This window comes from Halalkalibacter sp. HAAS-P014, assembly GCF_056619965.1.
In genome coordinates, this window is the sequence record NZ_JBWQTV010000011.1 from 137,806 (window position 1) to 160,522 (window position 22,717).

The 22,717-nt window shown below is 36.1% G+C and carries 18 protein-coding genes and 1 pseudogene; 6 read left to right on the plus strand and 13 right to left on the minus strand.

All coding sequences use genetic code 11. The features are described from left to right. Nucleotides 1–45: 45 nt before the first annotated feature. The 5 genes from fadH to AC1FXZ_RS09320 form a co-directional block, all read right to left on the minus strand. Entirely contained in the window at nt 46–834 is a 789-nt protein-coding gene (fadH, locus tag AC1FXZ_RS09300) for a 2,4-dienoyl-CoA reductase (RefSeq protein WP_480052835.1), read from the minus strand. A 138-nt stretch (nt 835–972) separates the two neighbouring features. Further along, nucleotides 973–2,040, minus strand: coding sequence for a TRAP transporter substrate-binding protein (locus AC1FXZ_RS09305; protein WP_480052837.1), 1,068 nt, complete (start codon nt 2,038–2,040; stop codon nt 973–975). Between the two features lie 62 nt (nt 2,041–2,102). Then, nucleotides 2,103–3,380, minus strand: a complete 1,278-nt coding sequence (locus AC1FXZ_RS09310) for a TRAP transporter large permease (RefSeq protein ID WP_480052839.1) — start codon at nt 3,378–3,380, stop codon at nt 2,103–2,105. A 26-nt stretch (nt 3,381–3,406) separates the two neighbouring features. Next, complete coding sequence (locus tag AC1FXZ_RS09315) at nt 3,407–3,916, minus strand: TRAP transporter small permease (protein ID WP_480052841.1); 510 nt, start codon at nt 3,914–3,916, stop codon at nt 3,407–3,409. Between the two features lie 30 nt (nt 3,917–3,946). Next, nucleotides 3,947–5,455, minus strand: a complete 1,509-nt coding sequence (locus AC1FXZ_RS09320) for an AMP-binding protein (protein ID WP_480052843.1) — start codon at nt 5,453–5,455, stop codon at nt 3,947–3,949. A gap of 222 nt (nt 5,456–5,677) precedes the next feature. Here AC1FXZ_RS09320 and AC1FXZ_RS09325 point away from each other — a divergent pair, with 222 nt between their 5' ends. After that, nucleotides 5,678–7,783: a helix-turn-helix domain-containing protein gene (locus tag AC1FXZ_RS09325; RefSeq protein WP_480052845.1), complete on the plus strand. Its 2,106-nt coding sequence runs from the start codon at nt 5,678–5,680 to the stop codon at nt 7,781–7,783. 105 nt (nt 7,784–7,888) lie between these two features. Here AC1FXZ_RS09325 and AC1FXZ_RS09330 read toward each other — a convergent pair whose 3' ends face one another. From AC1FXZ_RS09330 to AC1FXZ_RS09350, 5 genes are all read right to left on the minus strand, one after another. Further along, nucleotides 7,889–8,878, minus strand: a complete 990-nt coding sequence (locus AC1FXZ_RS09330; RefSeq protein WP_480052847.1) for a Bug family tripartite tricarboxylate transporter substrate binding protein — start codon at nt 8,876–8,878, stop codon at nt 7,889–7,891. A gap of 116 nt (nt 8,879–8,994) precedes the next feature. After that, the gene (locus AC1FXZ_RS09335; RefSeq protein ID WP_480052849.1) at nt 8,995–10,770 is read right to left on the minus strand and encodes an acyl-CoA dehydrogenase family protein; all 1,776 of its coding nucleotides are present in this window, start codon (nt 10,768–10,770) and stop codon (nt 8,995–8,997) included. Between the two features lie 17 nt (nt 10,771–10,787). Continuing rightward, nucleotides 10,788–11,969 carry an acetyl-CoA C-acyltransferase gene (locus tag AC1FXZ_RS09340; protein WP_480052851.1) on the minus strand — a complete coding sequence of 394 codons (1,182 nt, stop codon included), beginning with the start codon at nt 11,967–11,969 and terminating at the stop codon, nt 10,788–10,790. Nucleotides 11,970–11,992: 23 nt separating this feature from the next. Then, the gene (locus tag AC1FXZ_RS09345) at nt 11,993–13,006 is read right to left on the minus strand and encodes an enoyl-CoA hydratase/isomerase family protein (RefSeq protein WP_480052853.1); all 1,014 of its coding nucleotides are present in this window, start codon (nt 13,004–13,006) and stop codon (nt 11,993–11,995) included. A 58-nt stretch (nt 13,007–13,064) separates the two neighbouring features. Then, nucleotides 13,065–14,666: a long-chain-fatty-acid--CoA ligase gene (locus AC1FXZ_RS09350; RefSeq protein WP_480052855.1), complete on the minus strand. Its 1,602-nt coding sequence runs from the start codon at nt 14,664–14,666 to the stop codon at nt 13,065–13,067. Nucleotides 14,667–14,870: 204 nt separating this feature from the next. Between AC1FXZ_RS09350 and AC1FXZ_RS09355 the strand changes: the two genes are divergently transcribed. Then, complete coding sequence (locus AC1FXZ_RS09355) at nt 14,871–16,310, plus strand: aminotransferase-like domain-containing protein (RefSeq protein WP_480052857.1); 1,440 nt, start codon at nt 14,871–14,873, stop codon at nt 16,308–16,310. 123 nt (nt 16,311–16,433) lie between these two features. Here the strand turns inward: AC1FXZ_RS09355 and AC1FXZ_RS09360 are convergent, their stop codons facing one another. Beyond that, nucleotides 16,434–16,589: a hypothetical protein gene (locus AC1FXZ_RS09360; RefSeq protein WP_480052859.1), complete on the minus strand. Its 156-nt coding sequence runs from the start codon at nt 16,587–16,589 to the stop codon at nt 16,434–16,436. Between the two features lie 125 nt (nt 16,590–16,714). Continuing rightward, complete coding sequence (locus AC1FXZ_RS09365) at nt 16,715–17,431, minus strand: CBS domain-containing protein (RefSeq protein WP_480052861.1); 717 nt, start codon at nt 17,429–17,431, stop codon at nt 16,715–16,717. A gap of 257 nt (nt 17,432–17,688) precedes the next feature. Here AC1FXZ_RS09365 and AC1FXZ_RS09370 point away from each other — a divergent pair. Together AC1FXZ_RS09370 and AC1FXZ_RS09375 are read left to right on the plus strand one after the other, a co-directional pair. After that, nucleotides 17,689–17,982: pseudogene (locus AC1FXZ_RS09370) on the plus strand (PadR family transcriptional regulator); the annotation flags it as partial. 3 nt (nt 17,983–17,985) lie between these two features. Beyond that, nucleotides 17,986–19,134: a chromate transporter gene (locus AC1FXZ_RS09375; RefSeq protein WP_480053087.1), complete on the plus strand. Its 1,149-nt coding sequence runs from the start codon at nt 17,986–17,988 to the stop codon at nt 19,132–19,134. 38 nt (nt 19,135–19,172) lie between these two features. On the opposite strand, the gene AC1FXZ_RS09380 is transcribed toward AC1FXZ_RS09375, so the two are convergent. Beyond that, a complete protein-coding gene (locus AC1FXZ_RS09380) occupies nt 19,173–20,003 on the minus strand; it encodes an ion transporter (RefSeq protein WP_480052863.1) in 831 nt (276 codons plus the stop codon). Nucleotides 20,004–20,597: 594 nt separating this feature from the next. Between AC1FXZ_RS09380 and AC1FXZ_RS09385 the strand changes: the two genes are divergently transcribed. Next, nucleotides 20,598–21,440 (plus strand): alpha/beta fold hydrolase, encoded by an 843-nt coding sequence (locus tag AC1FXZ_RS09385; RefSeq protein ID WP_480052865.1) that lies wholly within the window; start codon nt 20,598–20,600, stop codon nt 21,438–21,440. Continuing rightward, nucleotides 21,440–22,612 carry a SpoIIE family protein phosphatase gene (locus tag AC1FXZ_RS09390; RefSeq protein WP_480052867.1) on the plus strand — a complete coding sequence of 391 codons (1,173 nt, stop codon included), beginning with the start codon at nt 21,440–21,442 and terminating at the stop codon, nt 22,610–22,612. Before AC1FXZ_RS09385 ends, AC1FXZ_RS09390 begins: the two co-directional genes overlap by 1 nt. The last annotated feature ends 105 nt before the right edge of the window (nt 22,613–22,717 follow it).

Consider the following 22,717-nt stretch of genomic DNA (forward strand, 5'->3'; position numbering starts at 1 on the left):
CCTTATTAACAAGTACTGACACTTATCCGGTGGTTATATATTACGCTAATCTTTCCACATAGGCAAAAACCCTTTATTCAGCCATGCACCACCATCAGCAGTGATAACATCTCCTGTAATATACGAACCCATTTCAGATACTAGCAAAAGAGCTAACCTCGCAATTTCTGCTTTTGTTCCCAATCGTCCTAATGGTACATCTTCTAATACTCTTTGTTTTATTTCTTCACTAGGCCAAAGTTTACTAGATCCACCAGTATCCTCAATCGGACCAGGCGCAATACAATTTACACGAATATTGTGCTTCCCCCATTCAGCAGCTAGTGTTCGTGACATAGCTACGACTCCAGCTTTGGCGGAGGCAGAATGAACCACTCCTGGGCTACCTGTCCAAGCATATGTGGCAACGATATTTACTATTGATCCACCATTTCCTGACTCAATCATGTGTTTGCCAACTTCCTGTGAACAAAACCAAGTTCCGTTTAACACTATATCGATTACTGCGTTCCAACCGTTTATGGTTATTTCTTCTGCTTTCGCTACAAAATTCCCTGCTGCATTATTTACAAGGATATCGATTTTTCCCAAACGTTCAACTGTTTTTCTCACCATTTCTTTTACCATCTCAGAGTTACGAATATCGCACTCGATAGCGTCAATGACACCTTTAAGAGTCTTTCCTTCTTTTACAACTGGTAGGAGTCTATCGATACTTCTACCACAAATCATTACATTTGCACCTTGCTTTGCAAGTTCCAGTGCTATTTCCCTTCCCATACCCGATGAACCACCAGTAACAATCGCAACTTTACCTTCTAGTAAATTGTTCATGTCATCTTCTCCTCTTATTAGAACTAACTTAATGATATAATTTACAACTATTGATAACTAGCTATCCAATTAGCAATACCGGGCCCACAACTGGGTACCCGGTATCACTTTGTCTACCTTCTTCTGTCATAAATCTAATTATTGCTCGAAGTTTTTAACCTCTTCTAAGAACACATCAACTATTTCATCCCCAATAGACTCACGAATATCATCAATAACTGGAGCTGTTTTTTCACGAAGTTTCGCAACCTCTTCTTCTGCTAACTCAGAAACTACTACTCCATGCTCTTCTAGAACTTGAGTATACTCTTCGTCTTGTTCTGCTGAGTAACGCTCTAAAATAGCTTCTGATGTCTTTTTAATTTCCTCGTCCAATATTTCTCTTAAATCCTCTGGAAGATTATTATAAAAATCCAAGTTTGTAATTAGATGAATCGATTGGAACCCTACATTTGTTTTAATAACCTGACTAATTGGCTCATATAATTTCATTGTCGTGATTAATTCAAATGAATTCTCATAAGCATCCACTGTACCTTGTTCAAGTGCTGTATATAATTCATTAAATGCAAGTGGTGTAGCGTTGGCACCAAGTAGTCTCCAAGTGTTAATTTGTATTGGGTTTTCTTGTGTTCGAACTCGTAACCCTTCAAGATCTTCAGCCGTTTGCACATCTACATTGGTTGCTAGTAAACGAAACCGGTTATCAAGATAGCTGAATAATTTAAAGCCTCTTTCTTCATACTTATCATTTAGTTTTGTAAATAATGGGCCATCCGTTCTGAAAACATGTCTTCCGTGCTCAACTGAATTGAACTGATATGGAATATCAAACACTTCTAATTCTGGAATGAAATTCACTGCAACGGAAGTAGAGTTAATTGATAATGTAACATCACCAGTTTGCACACTTTCTAAAATTTCTCTCTCGCCGCCAAGTTGTCCAGCTGGGAAGATGTCAATTGTAAGTCTGCCATCTGTTCTTTCTTCTAATCTCTCATTTAATAATTCTATTTCTTGAATTGTTGTACTATTTTCAGCAGCTACATCTGCGTATGTTAATGTATATGACTCATTTCCCCCTGTATTGTCAGCCCCACTTGTGCTATCTCCGTCACCGGAACTGTCAGAAGATGAGCACCCTCCTAAAATCAATGCAGTTGAAACAAAACTCATTACCAGAAAACGCTTTAATCCTTTTTTCATTTTTACTTCCCCCTCGAATGTAATTTAACTAAAATTAGTATCTATCATGAGTGATAGCTAATTTAAACAAAGAATAAACTTAACTGTGGGATAAACGTGATAGCCATTAGTGCGATCAAAAATGCAATAATAAACGGCATCGCTTTCCTTCCAATAACTGTAATCGGAATATTGGTCATTGCGCTTGCAATATATAAATTAACCCCTACTGGTGGAGTAACATAACCTATCGCTAACGAAACAATCATAATAACCCCAAAATGAATAGGATCCACTCCAACAGCCGTTACAACTGGAACTAAAATAGGTGTTAAAATCAGAATAGATGCTAGAGTTTCCATAATCATCCCGACAAGTAAGAGTAATAGCACTACTAATAATAAAACTAAAAATTTATTATCTGTAATTGATGTAATGGCTTGTGAAACCGTTTGTGGAACCTTTAATAACGTTAGAAGACGTCCAAAGACAGTCGCTGCAGCGATAACCAAAATGGCTGGAACCGTAACTTTAATAGACTCAGAAACAATCTTTGCAAAATTTTTGTGATTGATTGTTCGATAAACGACAACACTAATACCAAGTGCATAAATAACTGAAATAACAGCTGCTTCCGTCGGAGTTACAATCCCGCTATAGATTCCTCCTAAAATAATGACGGGAGCTAATAGAGCGAAAAAGCCATCCTTTACTGTTTTCAAAAAGCCTTTGCTCTTCATTTCATTGTAAACTTTCTGGATTTGTTCTTTATCTTCACCCTTGTTTTTACAATAAAAGTATGCGTACGCCATTAGAGCAAAACTAATTACTAACCCAGGAACTATCCCTGCAATAAACAAACTACTTACTGATACATTGGCCGAAACCCCATAAATGATAAATGGAATACTCGGTGGGATAACCACCCCTAATCCACCGGCTGTTGCTACCATCGCTGTACTAAAACCCCGATCATAACCGAGCTTTGTTAAAATGGGAATTGCCATCGCTCCAACTGCAGCTACTGTTGCAGGACTCGACCCTGAAATTGCTCCATAAAATAAGCATGTTGTAATAGCAGCAATCGGAATACCTGCCGTTCTGTTTCCAAATGAATAAATGAAAACGTTAAAAAGTCGTTCAGACATTCCACCTTTTGCCATTATTGTTCCAGAAAAAATAAATAACGGAACTGCAAGTAGTGGAAAGCTATCCAATCCCGAAACCATATTCCTAACAATAAAGGCTAAGTTTGCATTTACATCAGTAAAATAGGTTAATAGAACTGATGTTATCCCTAATGAAATTCCAATTGGTATCGTAATGGCTAATAGAATTACGCCAATGACTATCGCTATCAAAATATTTTCCTCCTTTCACATTTCCTCTACATACTAAGCGTGTTTTCTTCTTTCGCTGTACGGTCTTTTTTGTTTGTAACTTTCATCGCATATTTTTGAATAATTCGCAAAAAGGTAAGTGCGAACCCAACAGGCAAAGAAAGATAAACAAATTTAAATGGTATTTGAAGAGCTGAACTCGTTTGCATGGTTTGAGACATATTCATGTAAACGTCAATCCCCCCGATAATCATAAATACACTAAAAACTAATAGAGACAAGTCTCGTAACACTGCAAAAAATGCTTTAATTCTTGGGCTGACATACTCTAAAATAATATCAATTTTCAAATGTAAGTCCTCTTTAGTCGAATAACTAATCCCTAGAAAACACATCCAAATAAATAAATACCTACTTAACTCTTCCGGCCAGGCTAGTGATGAATTCATGACATATCTCATATATACTTGTAATGCCATAATGACAACAAGACTACATAACATAATACCGATTAGAAAAACTTCGAAATTTCGGTCTAGCCATTTTATTACTTTCATCCTTCTCACTTCCTCTAATAGAGATACAACTTATTGTTCTACCATTTCTTTTAAATTTGTTTTTAATATTTTTCCCGAACTATTTTTAGGCAGTTCATCAACGAAGAAGTAGTCACGAGGAACCTTATAATGCACTAACTGTTTCTTACAAAAAGAAGTTAGTTCTTCCTCGGCTATATCGTTTTTAGTGACAATAAAGGCTACAATTTCCTCACCCAGAATCACATCAGGTTTACTCACCACAGCGCATTCAATAATATCGGGATGTAGATATAAAACTTCCTCCACTTCACGAGGATAAACATTGTAGCCACCACGGATAATCATGTCTTTTTTTCGGTCTACAATGTACAGGTAGCCTTCTTGATCTAAATAACCCACATCACCCGTATACACCCATCCGTTCCGTATTGTCTTTTTGGTTTCCTCTTCGTTTTCAAAGTATCCTTTCATCTGATTAGGGCCAGTAAAGATGACTTCACCAATTTCACCAATTTCAACTTCTTCACTGTCTTCATTTACAATTTTTATAACAACCCCTGCTATTTGCAGCCCGACGGAACCTGGTTTTCTCATTCCTCGATAAGGATTACTAGCTAACCCAACCGTGCCTTCTGTTAGTCCATACCCTTCTATGATGTCAACTCCCATTAATCTTTTTACCTTCTCTATTATTTCTACCGGGATACTAGCTCCCCCTGAAAAACATATCCGTAAGGAAGAAAAATCTCTTTCTACTACTTCTGGAAAGTTTACTAACAAGGTAAACATAGTTGGAACACCTAAAAACACAGTAATTTGATGCTCTTCTATTTTTTTTATCATTTCTTCCAGTTTGAATTTCTCTTCCAAATAAATAATAGCTCCCTGTAATAGAGGACTTAACAAACCACTTATGTTTGCGTACACATGAAATAAAGGTAGAACAGTTAAAAATCGATCTTCGATATTCACTTCATCTTTAGTTGCAATGGTAATGGCCATCCAATTTAAATTAGCATGCGTAATCATCGCCCCCTTTGGATAACCAGTAGTTCCTGAAGTATAAATAATTTGAGCGATATCCGAATATTTACAACTAGCTAATTCAAATGGAATATCCCCTCTTGGATGTAAGGAAGAAAATGTCGCAAATGTATGTTGATTTTTCCCCTCCCATGAAATGATTGATACCTCTTCATCGAAAGCGCTTTCAGAGTTCTGTACAGACTTTGCGCTAACTTCATCAATAATTAACCCATTAGCCTTTGAATCATTAACAATATAAATAATTTCTTTTTCTTTAAAACGTGGGTTCATCTGTACAATAGTGGTCCCAATTGATAATAACGCGAAATAGGAGTAAATATATTCAGGACTGTTTTTTAGCATTAAACCAACATGCATTCCGGGCTTGATCCCCAACATTCTTAACTTGAATGCTGTTACTACAATTTCATTTTTCAATTCTGAATAAGTAATCTTTTGGTTTTGATAGACTATCGCTGTATGATGAGGTAATCTGTCACTTGAAGATAAAAGTAATTCAACTATATTCATATATGAAAACCTCCTTACATTAGACAAGTATGATTTCGCTGGTAAAAATCAGTAGCGCTTAAATAATTTTCTTTATCTATGAAAAATTCCAATTACTTCACTTTTCTGACTTTTAAAATAACTATAGTTAGTATATAGTTAACGTAAGATCAACACAATGTGCAACCCACTATAATATCATTTCATTATATGGGGAGTTACACATATGGAGGAGTTAAAAATATGCTATCTACGATCCCATTACTTTTGAAAGAAAAGCTACCATCTTCACCACTTAATATCTGGATTCATTCCCAACAATTTAACTATTCTCGCTTAGTTTATAGTCAGGGCAATCTACAACCTGACCCTCCCACATTGAGTCAAGGAAAGCTAAATAAGAAATATTTTATTGAAGAAGCTGATGATCAAGTAATTCTCTACTTCTTTTATCCTAATGATTTTAAAGTTACTGTATGTTTTCCAACTGACTTTGTTGATTTTAAGCAAGATGAACTGGAAGATCTCTATCAGATCTTCTACCGTTTTTTCTATGAAGAAAAAGTGCTTATAAAAGAAAATGAATTAGAAACCATGATTGAAGGAGTTCGTTCGATTACGTCCTCTCTTGACCTCAATGAAGTATTAGAAAAGATTTTGAAGAATGCCTTAAAGGTGATTCCATCTTGTAATGCAGGTTTCTTGCTATTATATGACCCTGCCCTTGAGAGACTAATTCCAAAGGCATATATCAGCTATAATGAAAGCGTTTTAAATTATAAGTTAAAAGTAGGCGAATCAATATCAGGAAAGGTATTTGCTGATGGAAAAGCGAGAGTTTTCAACTCTAACGCTGAAATAATTGAGGCGATGTATGACCTTAAAGTTACCGATAACAATTTCGAAATTATGATGTCTTCAGCCCCTTACAGATCTGTTGTCATCGGAGGGGTTTCAGTTCCGATTGCCATTGGAGAGAATCGAGTTGGCGTTGTTTCTCTACATCAATTTTACACAGGGGCCAAGATCAATGAGCATGATTCACAATTATTACAAGGATTTGCTGCACAAGCAGCAATTGCAATCCAAAATGCTCAATTTTACAAAGAATTGAACAGTAAGTTAAATGAAATTACTACGTTAAGTGAACAGTTAAAAGAACAAAATGCAAGCTTAGAAAAGAGAAATAACATTCATAAATTATTAGGTGCTATCTCAATGCAAAATAAAGATTTGCATGCCATTATGATCGACTTAAATAAGCATATAAAATTAGAGTTAACTTATTTTGATGTTTTACATAATGAATATTACTCAGTTAATTCAACACGCTCTGTCCTAAGTGTTTTTGAGATAACAAAACTATTTAGTGATAGCAGATATCCACGTTACGTAGAGATCATGACAAGGGACCATGAGGTGGATCAATTTTATCTTTATCCTATCTTTAATGGCAGTGTTTTTCTTGGATGTTTAATCTTGAATTGTATCAAGCCATTATCACCATTTGATAAAATTACCATTGAACAATGTGGACGGTTTTTACACCTTGAAATTATAAAGAAGCAAACTTTAATCGAAATTTACTATAAAAAAACCCAAGAATACTTTAATGACTTACTAGAAAATAGAAGTTCAGACCATATAGTAGATCAAAGCAAAGAACTCGGATTAGACAGTTCAACCCACTTAGCGGTTGTATTACTGCAAATCTTAAAATATCAAGACTTACAACTTTTAGAAGCGAATATTCACCAACTTGTATCATTAATAAAAAGAGAGTTAAAAAACTTTGATACAGTCATTTTCGGTTCTCATAATAAAATAACCTTGCTATTCTCAACTACAAATGAAGCTCAAATCTCTCATTTATACAAAAAACTAGACCAAATAAAATATGAGTGGGCCGAGAACGATGGTGTACCTTTTAGTATTGGAATAAGCTCTCCTTATCTCGGGATCGAGAATCTTAGTAAATGTTACGATGAAGCGCAAAAATCATTAACATATTTATTAAATAGAAACAGAGCTGAAATTATTCGTTATGAGAATATAGGCATTAATAGTTTGTTTCTTAATCAAAATCCACAAGACATTCATAAATTTTTAAAAGACTCACTTTCGGATTTAATAGATGGAGCAAATGTAGAACTAGAAAAAACCCTAATTTGTTACATGAAAACGAATCGTTCCCCTGCACAAACAGCCAAAGAACTTCATATTCATCCAAATACACTTTATCAGCGTCTTAAGAAAATTGAAGACATACTTGATATCAATTTTAATAAAGCCGAAGACGTGTTAAAAATTCAATTAGCTTGTCACTTAAGAGAAGAAAATTTTATTTAAACGTAATTACTTCCTCTACTGTAGATAAAAAACACTGCTCAATGCAAAACCCGCTATGAGAAAACTCATAACGGGTTTTGCATATGCTTTTGCTAAAATTCATACCTATTTCTTTGCTTCTTCAATAATCTCTTTGTTTATATTGTATTCTTTTTCAATCGCTTGCTTCCTGTCTTCGGCATTCATATAGTCTACAGAAACTCCAACCCTATCAAATGATTCTTCAATACTCCCATCATCTAACATACTTTTAACGGCACTATCAATTTTATCACGAATTTCGATTGGAAGACCTTTAGGCCCATATAATATATAGCCAAAGTTCGCATAAAAATTGTATCCCTCTTCCTCTGCTATTGGCAGATCAGGTAAGCTTTCAAACTCCTTTCGACCAAAATTCATTAAAATCTTTACATCTCCATTTTCATAATACGGAACGATATCATCATCATTCACAACAATCGCATCAACATCTTTTCCTAATAATGCCGTTCGTGTAGGCGCACTTCCACTAAAAGGAACCATCTTCATATCAAGGCCTTCGTTTTGTTCCAGATGCAATAAAGTAAGTTCTCCAAGAGTACCGGCGCCCGGCATTCCAAATGAAAGCTCACCTGGGTTATCCTTTATATACTTAACCAAAGAATCGAAATCTTCCCATGGTGCATCTTTATGAACAGCTATCATCCAATCACTCGAAGCAACCTGGCTTATTGGTTCTACGTCATCAATATTATAGGTTGTCTGGCCTAAATGTGGCTGTATTGTTAATGGTCCTACCGGTGTAAAGCCAATAGTATAACCATCAGGATTTGCATTAACTACATCCGTCATTGCTACAACTCCAGCACCACCAGGCTTATTCTCTACGATGATATTTACATCATTTTCAAAGTACTTTCCTAACTCTTGTGAAATAATACGTGCTAGTGTATCAGCACCTCCACCAGCTTCAAAACCTACGGCAATCGTAATTGTTTTTTCTGGATAACTATCTATTATATCTGTAGTAGAGGTACTCCCTTCTGTATTACATGCTACCACTAAACTAAACAATGCCAAGACAAAAATAACTAGCAAGCACCTTTTGATCATTACCCTAACACCTCATTTAATAATTAGAGTCTCTTATTCTATCATCATAATATTGGTCATAAACTCTACAAGACAAATGCACATTTGGATAAACAAGAAATGATAATATTACCTGCCTATACAATATACTCCTCTGCATTAGAGACACGCTTTGCTATGTTACGCTTTAGCTGCGCCACATTAATTGGTGTAGACTGAGCAATATGACTAATATTAGCTAACTGTCTAACAAGCTCTTCACCTTCCGAAATGGTTGCTAGAGATTCCTTAGCTATTGATAGGATTCGTTCAAATGCTTCATGTACAAATACTTGGGTCATTTCAATTGCATTAATAGAACTGTCTTCTCCCCTTCTAGCCATTATCTTTTCAGTCCGACTTCGAACTCCATTTATAGCATAAATTTCGGTTAGTATATCTGAAAGATTTGCTAATACTTCCTGTTCTCTCTCAATCTTCCCTTCATACTTCTCAAGTGCAGCTTTACTAACAATGAGGAATATTTTCTTAGAAACAGACTCCAGATAAGCTTCTTTCTCAAGAACTTGATTAAATGAATCAACAGGCACCCATTCTTCGAATTCACCTTCAATACGTTTTAACTGTTCCATTAATGGCAACTGTCCTTTCATTGCCTTTTTAAACAGTGTTCCAGAAATGAGCAAACGATTCACTTCGTTTGTCCCTTCAAATATACGGTTTATGCGAGAATCACGGTAAATCCTTTCAATTTTATACTCTTGGGTAAACCCATAACCACCATGAATCTGTACCCCTTCATCTGCAATAAAGTCCAGCACTTCAGTACCGAAAACCTTCGCTAATGAACATTCAATGGCATATTCACCCATACTGCTAACAAATTGTTCTGAGACATTTGGGCTAGAGTGATCCAGCTCCTTTAATAAATCATCAAACAAACCAGAAATACGATAAACCATTGTCTCTAACGCATAAGCTCTAATATTCATTTCTGCTAGTTTTTTACCTATTAATGGAAATTTCGCTATTGATGTCTTAAATTGCGTACGCTCATTTGCATATTTTGAACTTAATTCAATTGCCTCTTTTGAAGAACCAAGGCAGTTGGTAGCGAGCGTATGCCGACCAATATTCAATATATTAAAGGCAATCTGATGACCTTTTCCTACTTCACCTAATAAATTCTCAACAGGTACATGAACATCTTCAAAAAATAATGGACATGTTGATGATCCCTTGATACCCATCTTCTTCTCTTCCGGGCCCACCGTAAACCCTTTCATACCTCTTTCAACGATAAACGCTGTAAAATGTTCTCCATCAACCTTCGCATATACGATGAATATATCAGCGAAGCCTCCATTTGTAATAAATGTCTTTGAGCCATTTATAATATAGCTTTTTCCATCCTCTGATAGAGTTGCTGTTGTTTTTGCTCCTAGAGCATCTGATCCCGATAACGGTTCTGTTAAGCAATAAGCTGAAACTTTTTTTCCAGTCACGATGTCTGGTAAATATTTTGCTTTCTGTTCGTATGTTCCAAAAAATACAATCGGCAATGTTCCAATACCTGTTTGTGTCCCCATAGAAAGTGCAAATGAAGAAGTTCTAGAAATCAACTCTGTAATATAGGTTCCCGTTACCTTATCAAGACTTAGCCCACCAAATTGTTCAGGAATATTGGCTCCTAGTAAACCCAAATCTCCTGCTTTCTCTAGTAACTTTTTAGATAAATCATAATTTAACTTTTCTATTTGTTCATCAAGTGTCACAATCTCATTCTGAATGAAATCTTTTGTCATATCGTAGATCATTTGTTGTTCTTCTGTTTTGTCCTCCGGTGTTACAAAGTTTTCTCTTCCAGAATAATCGAAAACAAAACTTCCACCAACCTCTTTTGTAGCTACCATTTTTATTTCCTCCTTTTTTAAGCGAATACTTCAAAAACTCCTGCAGCACCCATTCCTCCACCTATACACATTGTGACAACACCGTATCCTCCGCCACGGCGCTGTAATTCATTTATCAATGACACCGTTAACTTTGTACCTGTGCAACCTAGAGGATGTCCTAAAGCAATTGCGCCCCCATTCACATTCACAATCTCTTCATCTAAGTCTAATTCACGGATAATTTGTATAGACTGAGATGCAAATGCCTCATTCAACTCGAATAGCTTTACGTCCTCTTTTGAAATTCCAGCCATCTTCAAAGCTTTTGGTATCGCTTTAATTGGACCAATCCCCATAATGTCAGGCTCAATCCCAGTTACTGCAAACGACTTAAATGCTGCTAGTGGCTTTAAATTAAGTTCATCAGCCCTCTCTCTACTCATTACAACAACTGCAGCAGCTGCATCACTCATTTGTGAAGTGTTTCCGGCTGTCACCGTTCCACCTAACTTAAAAGGAGATTTTAATGTTGCTAATTTCTCTGCAGAAGTATCAGTCCTCACCCCTTCATCCGTATCAAAAATAAGAGTCTCTTCCCAAGGTTCTCCCTCTTCAGATATTCCTCTTTTGATAGTCTGAACCGGTACAATTTCATCTATAAACTTCCCTGAAGCGATTGCTTCTGCAGCTTTTCGGTGACTATTTATAGCAAATCGATCTTGGTCTTCCCTCGAAATTCCGAAGCGCTCTGCTACGTTCTCAGCTGTCATACCCATTCCTATATATGTTTCCGGCTTATCTTTAACAATTTGTGGATGTGGAGAAAACTTAAAGCCTCCCATAGGAACATGGCTCATTGATTCTGCTCCCCCTGCTACAATCGTATTCGCATGACCTAACATGATTCGCTCTGCAGCAAACGCGATTGACTGTAATCCAGATGAGCAAAACCGATTAATCGTCAAGCCTGGTACAGATACAGGAAAGTCGGCATACAATGCCATAGTGCGGGCAAAATTAAACCCTTGCTCACCTTCTGGCATCGAACAGCCCATAATAATATCCTCAACCTCTTCTTTACTCAATCCTGGCGCACGATTGATTACTTCATTTAAGACGGCTTTTCCTAGATCTTCAATTCTCGTTTGACTTAAACTGCCTTTAAAAGCTCTACCCACTGCTGTTCTAGCAGCCGAAACGATAACAGCTTCCTGCATATTATCTGCCTCCCTTTAGATTACTAATTTCGTAATAGTTTACCTGTTGTTAAGATTGCTTCAATTCGTTTTTGTGTTTTCTCTTCACGAAGTAAGGAAATAAATGCTTCTCGCTCTAAATCTAATATATACTGTTCTGTGACCAGTGAGCCTGGTTGAACAGTTCCTCCAGAAAGAATATGAGCTAGTTGATTTGAGATAAATTGATCATATTCAGAAATAAAATTGCCAATTTTCATGTCATACGTTAATAACTCTAGTACAGCTTTACCTTCGTCACCAACAACAGGTATATTATTCTTTTTCATTGGTGTATAACCGCTAAAGTCCATCATTACTACAGCCTTTTTCGCTTCTTTAATCCGGTCTTCTGTCTTTGCAATAAGAGAATCAGTCGCTCTTACAAAACCTAGTTCTTTGGCATCTTCTCCACTCTTTGAAACTTTAGCCATCGCAATTGTTTGAAAGACTTTTTTTAAGGCAGGTTGTAATTGTAGTAAAGGTTCGGTAATCCTAGCGCTAGCACGAACCATCATTTCCTTACAACCTCCAGCGCCTGGTATGAGACCTACACCTGTTTCAACTAGACCAATGTAAGTTTCTGGAGAGAAAATAACTTGATCAGCGGCCAAACAAATTTCTGCACCTCCACCTAACGTTTTTTGATGTGGAGCAGCTACTACCGGCTTCTCTAAATACTTAAGGTCTAGCATCATTTGTTGAGCTTCTTGTACCTTACTCTCTACCGATGCAAAATCACCATTTTTTGCCAGAGTTAGAAATTCACTTATATTAGCGCCTGCACAAAAGTTTTTTCCTTCATTCGCAATAACGAGACCCCGATAATTCTGACGTACTTCCTCAATGGTCCGGGCCATCATCTCAGTAATTTCTGTACCGAGCGCATTCCCCTTAGTATGAAACTCCAAACAAACAACATCATCACCTATGTCTATTAAGCTAGCACCCGAATTAGAAAAAACCACTTTCTGATTGCTTTTAAGCTCTTCTAGAGAAATATTCTGTATTTGTTCCATTTGAATACTTAACCCTCCTTACATAAATATTAATTTAGATTAATTTAGACTAATTAAATTATTTACTTTGTTCTACTTCTTCTTTTATAGCTTTTCGACTAATTTTACCAACTTGTGTTTTTGGAAGCTCTGCACGAAACTCTACTATTTTTGGGACTTTATAAGGCGCTAAGTTATTTTTACAAAATTCAACTAGCTCTTGTTCGGATACTTCTTGACCATCTTTTCTAACAACAATAGCTTTGACAGTTTCCCCTCTGTACTCGTCTTTAACTCCAACAACTGCAACCTCTAAAATTGCTGGGTGTTCATACAGGACTTCCTCAACTTCACGAGGGTAAACATTAAAGCCACTAGCAATAATAAGATCTTTTTTTCGATCAACAATATAGATATAGCCATCTTCATCCATTTTCGCTACATCTCCTGTATGTAACCAACCATCGGTAAGTACAGCATTAGTCTCATCCGTTAGTTCCCAATAACCATTTGTTACTTGTGGTCCTTTAATTAATAGCTCGCCTGCATCTCCTTTTTGAACTTCTTTTTTTCCCGTTGCTAGGTCAACAATTTTTATTTCTGTTAGTGGAAGTGGTTTACCTACTGAACCAACTTTTCTTACTTTTTGAGGGGCCTGAACAATTACACCTGGGCTTGCTTCTGTCAATCCATATGCCTCAGAAATGATTGCTCCTGACTTTCTTTCAAATTCAGCAACTACTTCTACCGGGATGGACGCTCCCCCTGATTGACACAATTTTATGCTCTCTAATCCATAATCCTCCAAGCGAGGATGACTATTAATCGCAACATACATTGTTGGTACCGCCGGAAAGCGTGTTGGCTTTTCAGTTTTAATTGTTTGAAGAACTTCCTCAAGGTCAAAACGATTCAAAAGGATTAAACATGACCCTTGTCTAATACCTAAATTCATACAAATTGTCATCCCATAAACATGGAATAACGGAAGAACTGTTAGTACTCTCTCAACCCCTGGGTCTAACATTCCCTTATACAATTCATTGTGCTGTTCTACATTAGAAACCAAGTTGCGATGCGTTAACATAACTCCTTTTGATCGCCCAGTTGTCCCACCTGTATATTGGATAATGGCAATATCGTCTGGTTTTATCGATACATCTTCAATAAGTCCAACACTTTGCTTTATAAAAGTCTCATAACTTTGTTTGTCTACCTCATTACCTGGCTCGACCTGAACAAAAATACCATCTACATCGACTCTTGTTTCCATCTCTTTAAACTTTACCTTTAAAGAGCTCATTGCTATAGCTATATTTGCTCCTGAGTCTTCAATGATAAACTGTAACTCACGAACTGATAATTGTGGGTTAATTTGAACAACAATAGCACCTATACGTAAAATTCCGTAGTAAGCTATCAAATACTCAGGACAATTAGGTAAGATAATTGCAACCCGATCCCCTTTTTTTATCCCCTTTTGTTGAAGTGCAGAAGCAAAAGCATCAACCTGTACTTTTAATTCTGAATACGACAATGTTTTTCCATAGTAAGAAATAGCTTGATTGCTAGGAAATTCGATAACTGTTTGTTCAAAAATATTTATAAGGGTTGTATCAGGAACTATAATTTCATCAGTTGATTGCACTAACATTTTTTCTTCAATATCTCTTCTAGACATAATTAACCCTCCTCTTCAATTAATTTATTAGAAAATTCTTTTTATTGATTGCGCTTACAACAATCCTACAGTACAATGTTTTTACAGTAATCATCCAATTGGATGTTTTTTTATTAATCCAATTTGAAATCTTAAGACAATTTACACTTTCACGTTAAATGTACTCGAACCCTTATATATTTTTTATAGAAAGGAGCGATTGTTTTGGAGATTGAAATTAAGAGAAATGAAAAAACCCCGGTCTATATTCAAGTTAAAAAATATTTTGAAAGTAGAATACTTTTTGGAGAGCTGCCACCGGATAGTCTGTTGCCCCCTGAACGTAAGCTAGCAGCTCAACTAGGGGTCAATCGTATGACAATTGTTCGTGTTTATGACGAGCTTCAAGCATCTGGCCTGGTTGAAAGAAAGCAAGGAAGTGGTACGAGGGTCTGTTCAAACAAATGGGGGATAGCTCCAGCAAAAGTGACAAACTGGGACCACTACATTAAAAGTGGGTCAATTTTGCCAATGGTACCTCTTAAAAAGCTTGTCGATTCAGAGGCAATCAAGTTAAAAGACGGGTTTGATTTAGCAAGTAATGAACTGCCTATTGATTTATCACCTCCTGATTTGTGGCAAACATCTTTAAAAGACCTTGAACAGTTAGCTCATTTTGATATTGGCCATGATTATTCACAAGGGCATCCTGTTTTTCGAGAAACACTAGCGAAACATATGAAAACATTTTATAACGTAAATACTACTAGTTCTTCTATTCTTGTAACAACTGGAACACAGCAGTCTCTGTATTTAATCGCACAGTGTTTATTAAATCCAGGAGATGCAATTGCCATTGAATCACCATCTTACTTGTATACATTTCCATTATTTCAATCAGCTAGAATTCGTATTTTTGGTCTGCCAGTAGATAAAAACGGAGTGAATCCTGATGATATTTTAAAGCTACATCGAAAACATGGTATTCGAATGATTTTTATCAATCCAACTTTCCAGAACCCTACAGGAACCGTTCTAACAGTTCAGCGCAGAAGAAAAATTGCAGAGATTTCTTCTGAACTAAACATCCCAATTGTTGAGGGCGACCCATACAGCATCCTTGCTTCCTCTGCAAAAGATCACCAACCAGTTAAAAGTTATGATAAGAATGGAAACATTATATTTGTAGGTTCTTTGGCGAAAACTGTAGCATTTAACTTAGGAATCGGATGGATTATTGCCCCTAATTCTGTTATACAAAGGTTGGCTGATGCTAGACAACAAATGGATTTTGGCGTAAGTGTTTTTCCACAACTTATTGCTAATGAATTTTTAGCGACAAAAAATTACACTAATCATTTGAGGTTTCTTCGTAAAGATTTAGATGATAAGCGAAGTTATATGGTAGCCACCATTAAGGAGATATTGGGTGAAAAAGTAGAATTCACTATACCAAGTGGTGGATTTCACATTTGGTGTAAGATCAATCAAACTGTTAATGATCAGAAATTAATAGAAGAGGGAATTAAAAACAACATTCTTTTTATGCCTGGCAGTGTCTTTGGAGCTACTGAAGGGTACGTTCGTTTTAGCTACATAAGATTAATGAAGGAAGAAATGAAAGAGGCTATTAGGCGATTTGCCAAATGTTTAGAGACTGTTTAGGAACCAATAGAAACCTTAGATTAGGGAAGTAAAACCTGCACAATCTCAACCCAGATTGCGCAGGAAAACATTTCACTAGTGGATTTTCTGTTCCATACTAGTGGAAAATTATGCTAAGGTTCTTTACTCTTCCTCAGTTACTCGATTGCGAAAAGCCTCTTTCGTAACTAAGTATCCATCTTCTTCTATATTGTTTTTCGGTTTTTTCATTTCACTTCCTTTTGGAAATGCACCGGGATGACCTTTTCTTTTATGGTTAAAGCTCTTTCCAGTAGCCAATAGTAATCCCCCCTTTACGTTATTCATCTTAGTTTTTCATTAATTTATTAACTTATTCATTTTATAATGAACCTTATTTATAGGAACTTTGGCGTATAAATATCTGTATCAGTGGGCAACTTATTTCATATAATTGTTACAACGTCATATGGAGTGATAATCCCTAGCAATCTTTCATTTTTCCGGCCATTCTCCGTTATTAAGATCGCTTCAAGTTTCTCCATACTACGATCATAATGCTTAAGAAATGCATCTTTCGCTTCATACACAGTTTTTTCTCTATTAAAAAATTTTATTTCCAAAGAATTTTCCTCATATGCTATTACATCGCTTATAGTTGTTTCAAGTGATATAGAACAGTCATGATCATATGAGTAGACAATATTGTTGGCTACCCACTGCGAAATTCCTTTGTCAGTCAAAAGTCCAATAAATTGCTTGTCATTATATATTGGAAATTGGGTATAACCAAATTTTTTTATATAATACATGATCCGTTCAATTGGCTCCGATGTATCAAACGAAAGGACCTTTCGTTGAAATTTCGGTATGACTTTTTCCGGATTCAGCAAACACTCCATGATAAATTCAATCTTTTCGACTGTTTGTTGATGAGGTTCAGCAATCACAAAAGATGAATCAGTCCTTTCATGGACAATTGCATTTCGAAGCTTCGTATACTGTTTTAAATCAAATTCATATCTTTCTATAATTGGATGTTTCTTTTTCAACCTATCAACTAATGATTGGAATGGGATGTGCTTATTCATCTTTAGTTCTTGTTGCATCATCTTTTCAATCAAATTAAAAGCACTCAAAAAACGGTCTGCTCTCTCACCCATGATTTCGCCCCCAATCGGTCTGTATCAAAATGTATTCTTGAAAGTATCATTTCAATTATTTCATAACTATGTTTGCATGACACTAAACAATTTTATGAATCATTGTATGATTTCTGACTGGAACGATAGTAAAATGACTTTGTAAAGCTTTTATTAAGATCGCTATAACGTTATTGCTTGTAAGACAGAAATTTGTTGCATTTTCTATATCGATTTTCGATATTGGTTTTCGAAAAAGGATAATAGAAGGTGATACTTTGGATGACAGAGTTTTACGTAAGCTGTTTTTAGGTTTTATTCAAATACATATACTTCATCACGCAAAGGAGCATCCTATTTTCGGTTTATGGATGCTGGAAGAATTAAAAGAACATGGTTATGACATAAGTGCAGGAACCTTGTATCCTATTTTTTTACAACATGGAAGCTGACGGACTTTTAAGTAAGGAAGAGCAAAAAGTGGGAGGAAAATAAGAAAATACTACTCGACAACCAAAAGAGGTGAAAATATGCAGTTACAAAAAAAGAATAAACTAAAGACTTTGCTTGAAATATTGCTTGTTTCTACAAGACTAGGGCTAACGTCTTTTGGTGGCCCTATTGCTCATTTGGGTTATTTTCATGAAGAATACATTCGCAGAAGAAAATGGATGGATGAGAAAAGTTATGCTGATTTAGTTGCACTTTGTCAGTTTCTCCCTGGGCCTGCAAGCAGCCAAGTCGGGATAGGAATTGGGATTATGAGAGCTGGTGTTTTAGGTGGCATCGTATCATTTCTAGGTTTCACCCTACCATCAGTGGCTGCGCTCATTATCTTTGCATTACTTCTTCATAGTTTCGGTTTTACTGATTCCGGTTGGATACAGGGCTTGAAAATTGTTGCTGTAGTCGTTGTTGCTCACGCTATTTTAGGGATGGCGAAAAACTTAACTCCTGACGTTAAAAGGAAAACCATCGCATTATTTGCTGTTGTCGTGACTTTGCTATGGCAAACCGCTTTTACTCAAGTTGGGGTTATTATAATAGCTGGTTTGATTGGGTTTCTACTTTACCGTCAACAAGTTCTTGATGAAAAATCCAATGACGTTCACTTTCCAATCTCCCGACGCTTTGCAATTATTTGTTTAACATTATTTTTTGGGTTGCTGATTGCTCTCCCGTTTATTAGAGAAGCAACAAACCTAAATTGGATCGCCATGTTTGATAGCTTTTACCGTGCGGGTTCGCTTGTATTTGGTGGAGGACATGTTGTACTACCTTTACTTGAACGGGAATTTGTTCCACTTGGATGGCTCTCAGAAGAAGAATTTCTAGCCGGATACGGTGCAGCTCAAGCTGTACCTGGACCTTTATTCACATTTGCCGCCTATATCGGTGCCATGATAAACGGTTGGCAAGGTGGACTACAAGCAACGGTAGCTATTTTTCTACCTGCATTCCTCCTTATTCTTGGTACGCTGCCGTTTTGGGATTCATTACGTCGCAATCCTAAAATTAAAGGGGCTCTAATGGGAGTTAATGCAGCAGTTGTGGGTATTTTAATTGCAGCACTATATCATCCTATCTGGACTAGTTCAATTTTATCTCCAATTGATTTTGCATTTGCAGCAGTCTTATTTAGTATGTTGTTGTTTTGGAAATTACCACCTTGGATTATTGTATTATCAGGGGCATTTGGTGGATTTTTATTATCGCTTATTTGAAAGAAGGTGCGATCTTATAAGATCGCACCTTCTTTTATCTATCCGTTAAAATTTTTATTATTAAGCAGCAGTTGTTTAATGTCTTGAATATCTTTTTTCAAGTCCTGATTTTCTTTGTATAATCTGTCCATTTGTTCTTCTCGCTTTGCTTCATCATCCTGGCCTAAATAACTTAATATCACTGCAACAACAAGATTTAATATGACCAGTGCTCCAATAATAATAAATGACACAAAATAAGCCCACGCCCACGGAATTTCATTGATAATCGGCCTAGCTACCTGACTAGCCCAAGATTCAAACGTTACAACTTGCATCAAAGTGAACAAAGCTGTATGAAAACTTCCAAAAAACTCATATGGAAGAACATCACTAAAAAAAGTTGTTCCTATAATCGCATAAATTGAAAAGATTAAAATCGATAACCCTAAAATTCCCGTTAATGCTGGCACAGATTTCATCAATGAGTCGATTATCTTTCGCAATGCAGGAATTGCCGGAATCATTCTGATCAAACGTAATACTCTTATTAACCTCAAGACGCTTACGAATGGTGTTGCGTAAAATACTAAGCTTCCTACTACAATACTAAAATCAAATATATTCCACCTATCAGAGAAATAGCCTTTGAAACCTAGACCGATAATTTTCAAGATAAGCTCTAGCACAAACACCCAGACTATGATTCTATCTAAAGCCAGCAATAGACTGTTACCAGTTAAATACGTTTCACTAACGATAATAAGACCATTTAATAAGATAATACCAATAATAATCGGTTGAAAATGTTTATGTTCTACTAACTGTCTAATGTTCGATCTTAAAGAACCATTTTGACTTTTCACTTCTTCATTCTTTTTTAGTTCCATTTTTCTCCCCACTTTTCCCTTCCTATTTTCTTTTCTATTATTATATCAGTTAATCTTGTTAATTATCATTAATATAGTATAAACAACAAATATAGGTCTTCTTAATTTCTTTAAAAGAACAAGGTCAACTCCATTACCCTTTCGGCCTTTTGAATTAGATGCGTATTTTGTCTAATTGCCCCTAACACACTAATGTGGAAAAATGGTTATATTGTTACTTACCTATCGAAAGTTCACCCTTGGTAGTCATCTTTAACATAGAAAGACAATCCTAAAGGGGAAGAGAAAACGCACGTTGCAGAATATGCCCATAGCGCCAACAATTACACTAACACAGAATAAATTCTTACGCAATTAACCCCACTGTAAACTTTAAAATAAAAGAATAAATCACATTATGTAATTTTATTCTGCGTATAAAAAGATTTTAAAAACCTGATACTTTCCTCTTGCCCTTTATTACATAATGAACTTCACTTTATAAGGTAAGTATTTTACTCTAGAGGGTTTAAAACAAAACGATACAGCTAAAAACCATTAAATGTTATGATAGTTTATAGTATCTCATATATGAAATATCAAAGGAGCCCGTTAATGAACCAAAACATTTTATCTCGCAACAACGTTAAGGTTACTGGCAATGGGACACGCCCAATACTTTTTGCGCCTGGATTCGGCTGTGATCAAAGCGTATGGAGGTCAGTTGTCAAAGCTTTTGAAGACGACTATCAAACCATTTTATTTGATTATGTCGGATCAGGGAATTCCGACTTACAGGCCTATAATCTAGATCGATACAGTAACCTTCATGGCTATGCCCAAGACATACTTGATGTATGTTCCTTTTTGAACCTTAGAGAAACAATTCTTATTGGCCATTCTGTTGGAAGTATGATCGGAATGTTGGCGTCACTGAACAATCCTACACATTTCTCTCAGCTCATTATGCTCGCTCCCTCACCTTGCTATTTGAATGATCCTCCTGAATACTATGGTGGTTTTGAAAAAGAACAACTATTGGGGTTAATTGAAATGATGGAAAAAAATTACATCGGTTGGGCAACGGCCTTCGCCGGCACATTAATAAATAATCCTGATCGACCGGAGATAAAGAGTGATTTGAAAGATCGTTTCTGTTCAACCGATCCTATTATCGCACGTCAATTTGCTGAAGCTACTTTTTTTACAGACAATCGCGAAGATTTGGCAAACGTAACAGTACCGTCCCTTATTTTACAATGTTCAGATGATATAATAGCTCCAAATGTAGTAGGCGAATATCTTCATCAACATCTTCCTAATAGTACCTTAGCTAAGATGGAGGCAACCGGACATTGTCCTCATATGAGTCATCCCGAGGAAACTGTACAGTTAATCCGTAATTATTTAAAGAATCATTCAACAGAATTACAAAATAGCAGAGGTGAGAACATGTAATGGACGAACAATTGAATCATGCTCCTTGTGGCTTTCTGACTTTATCAGATGAAGGGCTTATTTTATCAGTAAATCAAACATTACTAAAACTACTCGGCTATACTTTCGATCAGGTAAACGGACAACATCTCAACTCCATCCTTACAGTACCTGGCCAGCTTTTTCATCAACTTTATTTTGTTCCACTTATTAAATTGGAACGGCACATTGAGGAAATGCACACAACATTAAAAACCTCTGAAGGGGAAGAAATTCCAGTCATTATGAACGCTCTCCTAATGAATAGAAATGAGCGTACGGAGATCAATTGTATTTTTATCCCTACGCGTAAAAGAAATGAGTACGAAACTGAACTGTTAAAAGCCAAAAAAGAAGCAGAAGCAACTCTGAGGGATTTAGAATACAAACAAAAAGAATTACTAGAGCTAAATAAGCAAAATCAAGCATACAAAGCAAACACAAAAAAAGAATTAGAACTAGCTAGAAAGATACAAGAAACATCATTGACTGAACCTATCGAGAACGATCATATTCAAATTGAGTCGTTTTACGAGGCATCTAACGAATTATCTGGTGATATTTATGGATTTTATGAACTAGACCCATACCGTTACGGAATTATTTTACTAGATGTAATGGGTCATGGAATATCTTCAGCATTGATTACAATGTCTCTGCACTCTCTATTTCAAAGACTGATCTCAAAAGGAGTTCATACCGAGACTGTTATGAAAGAGTTGGATAACCATCTCCACAGCTTATTTCAAAATAACGAAGAAGCATGGCATTATTGTACGGCTATTAATCTTTTAATTGACACCCAAAAACAAGAAATTCATTATATCAACGCAGGCCACCCACCCGCGTTCTGGCTAGACTCCGACGGAAAATTGAACCAGTTGGAGTCTAAAACACCTCCCATCGGAGCGTTTGAAGGTATTAACTTTAAGACCAATACCCTCTCTTACACCAACGGAGGTAGACTACTTCTATACACTGATGGAGTATCAGAGCCTCTCGGTTCAGAGCAGCTATGTAATCTTTTAAAGGAAAATCAATCAATCTCCATCAAAGAGATTAAGAGTAAAATAATTACAGCACTAACTAAAGAGAAAAACTCCCACCATAAAAGTGATGATCAGTGCTTCATTCTCGTCGATTTGTTAAAATAAACTAATCTTATTTTGTAAAAATCATGAATAGATCCCGAAAGAACAAAATATTTTGTTCTTTCGGGATCTATTATTATGCAATCATTGAGCTGTATAATAAATATT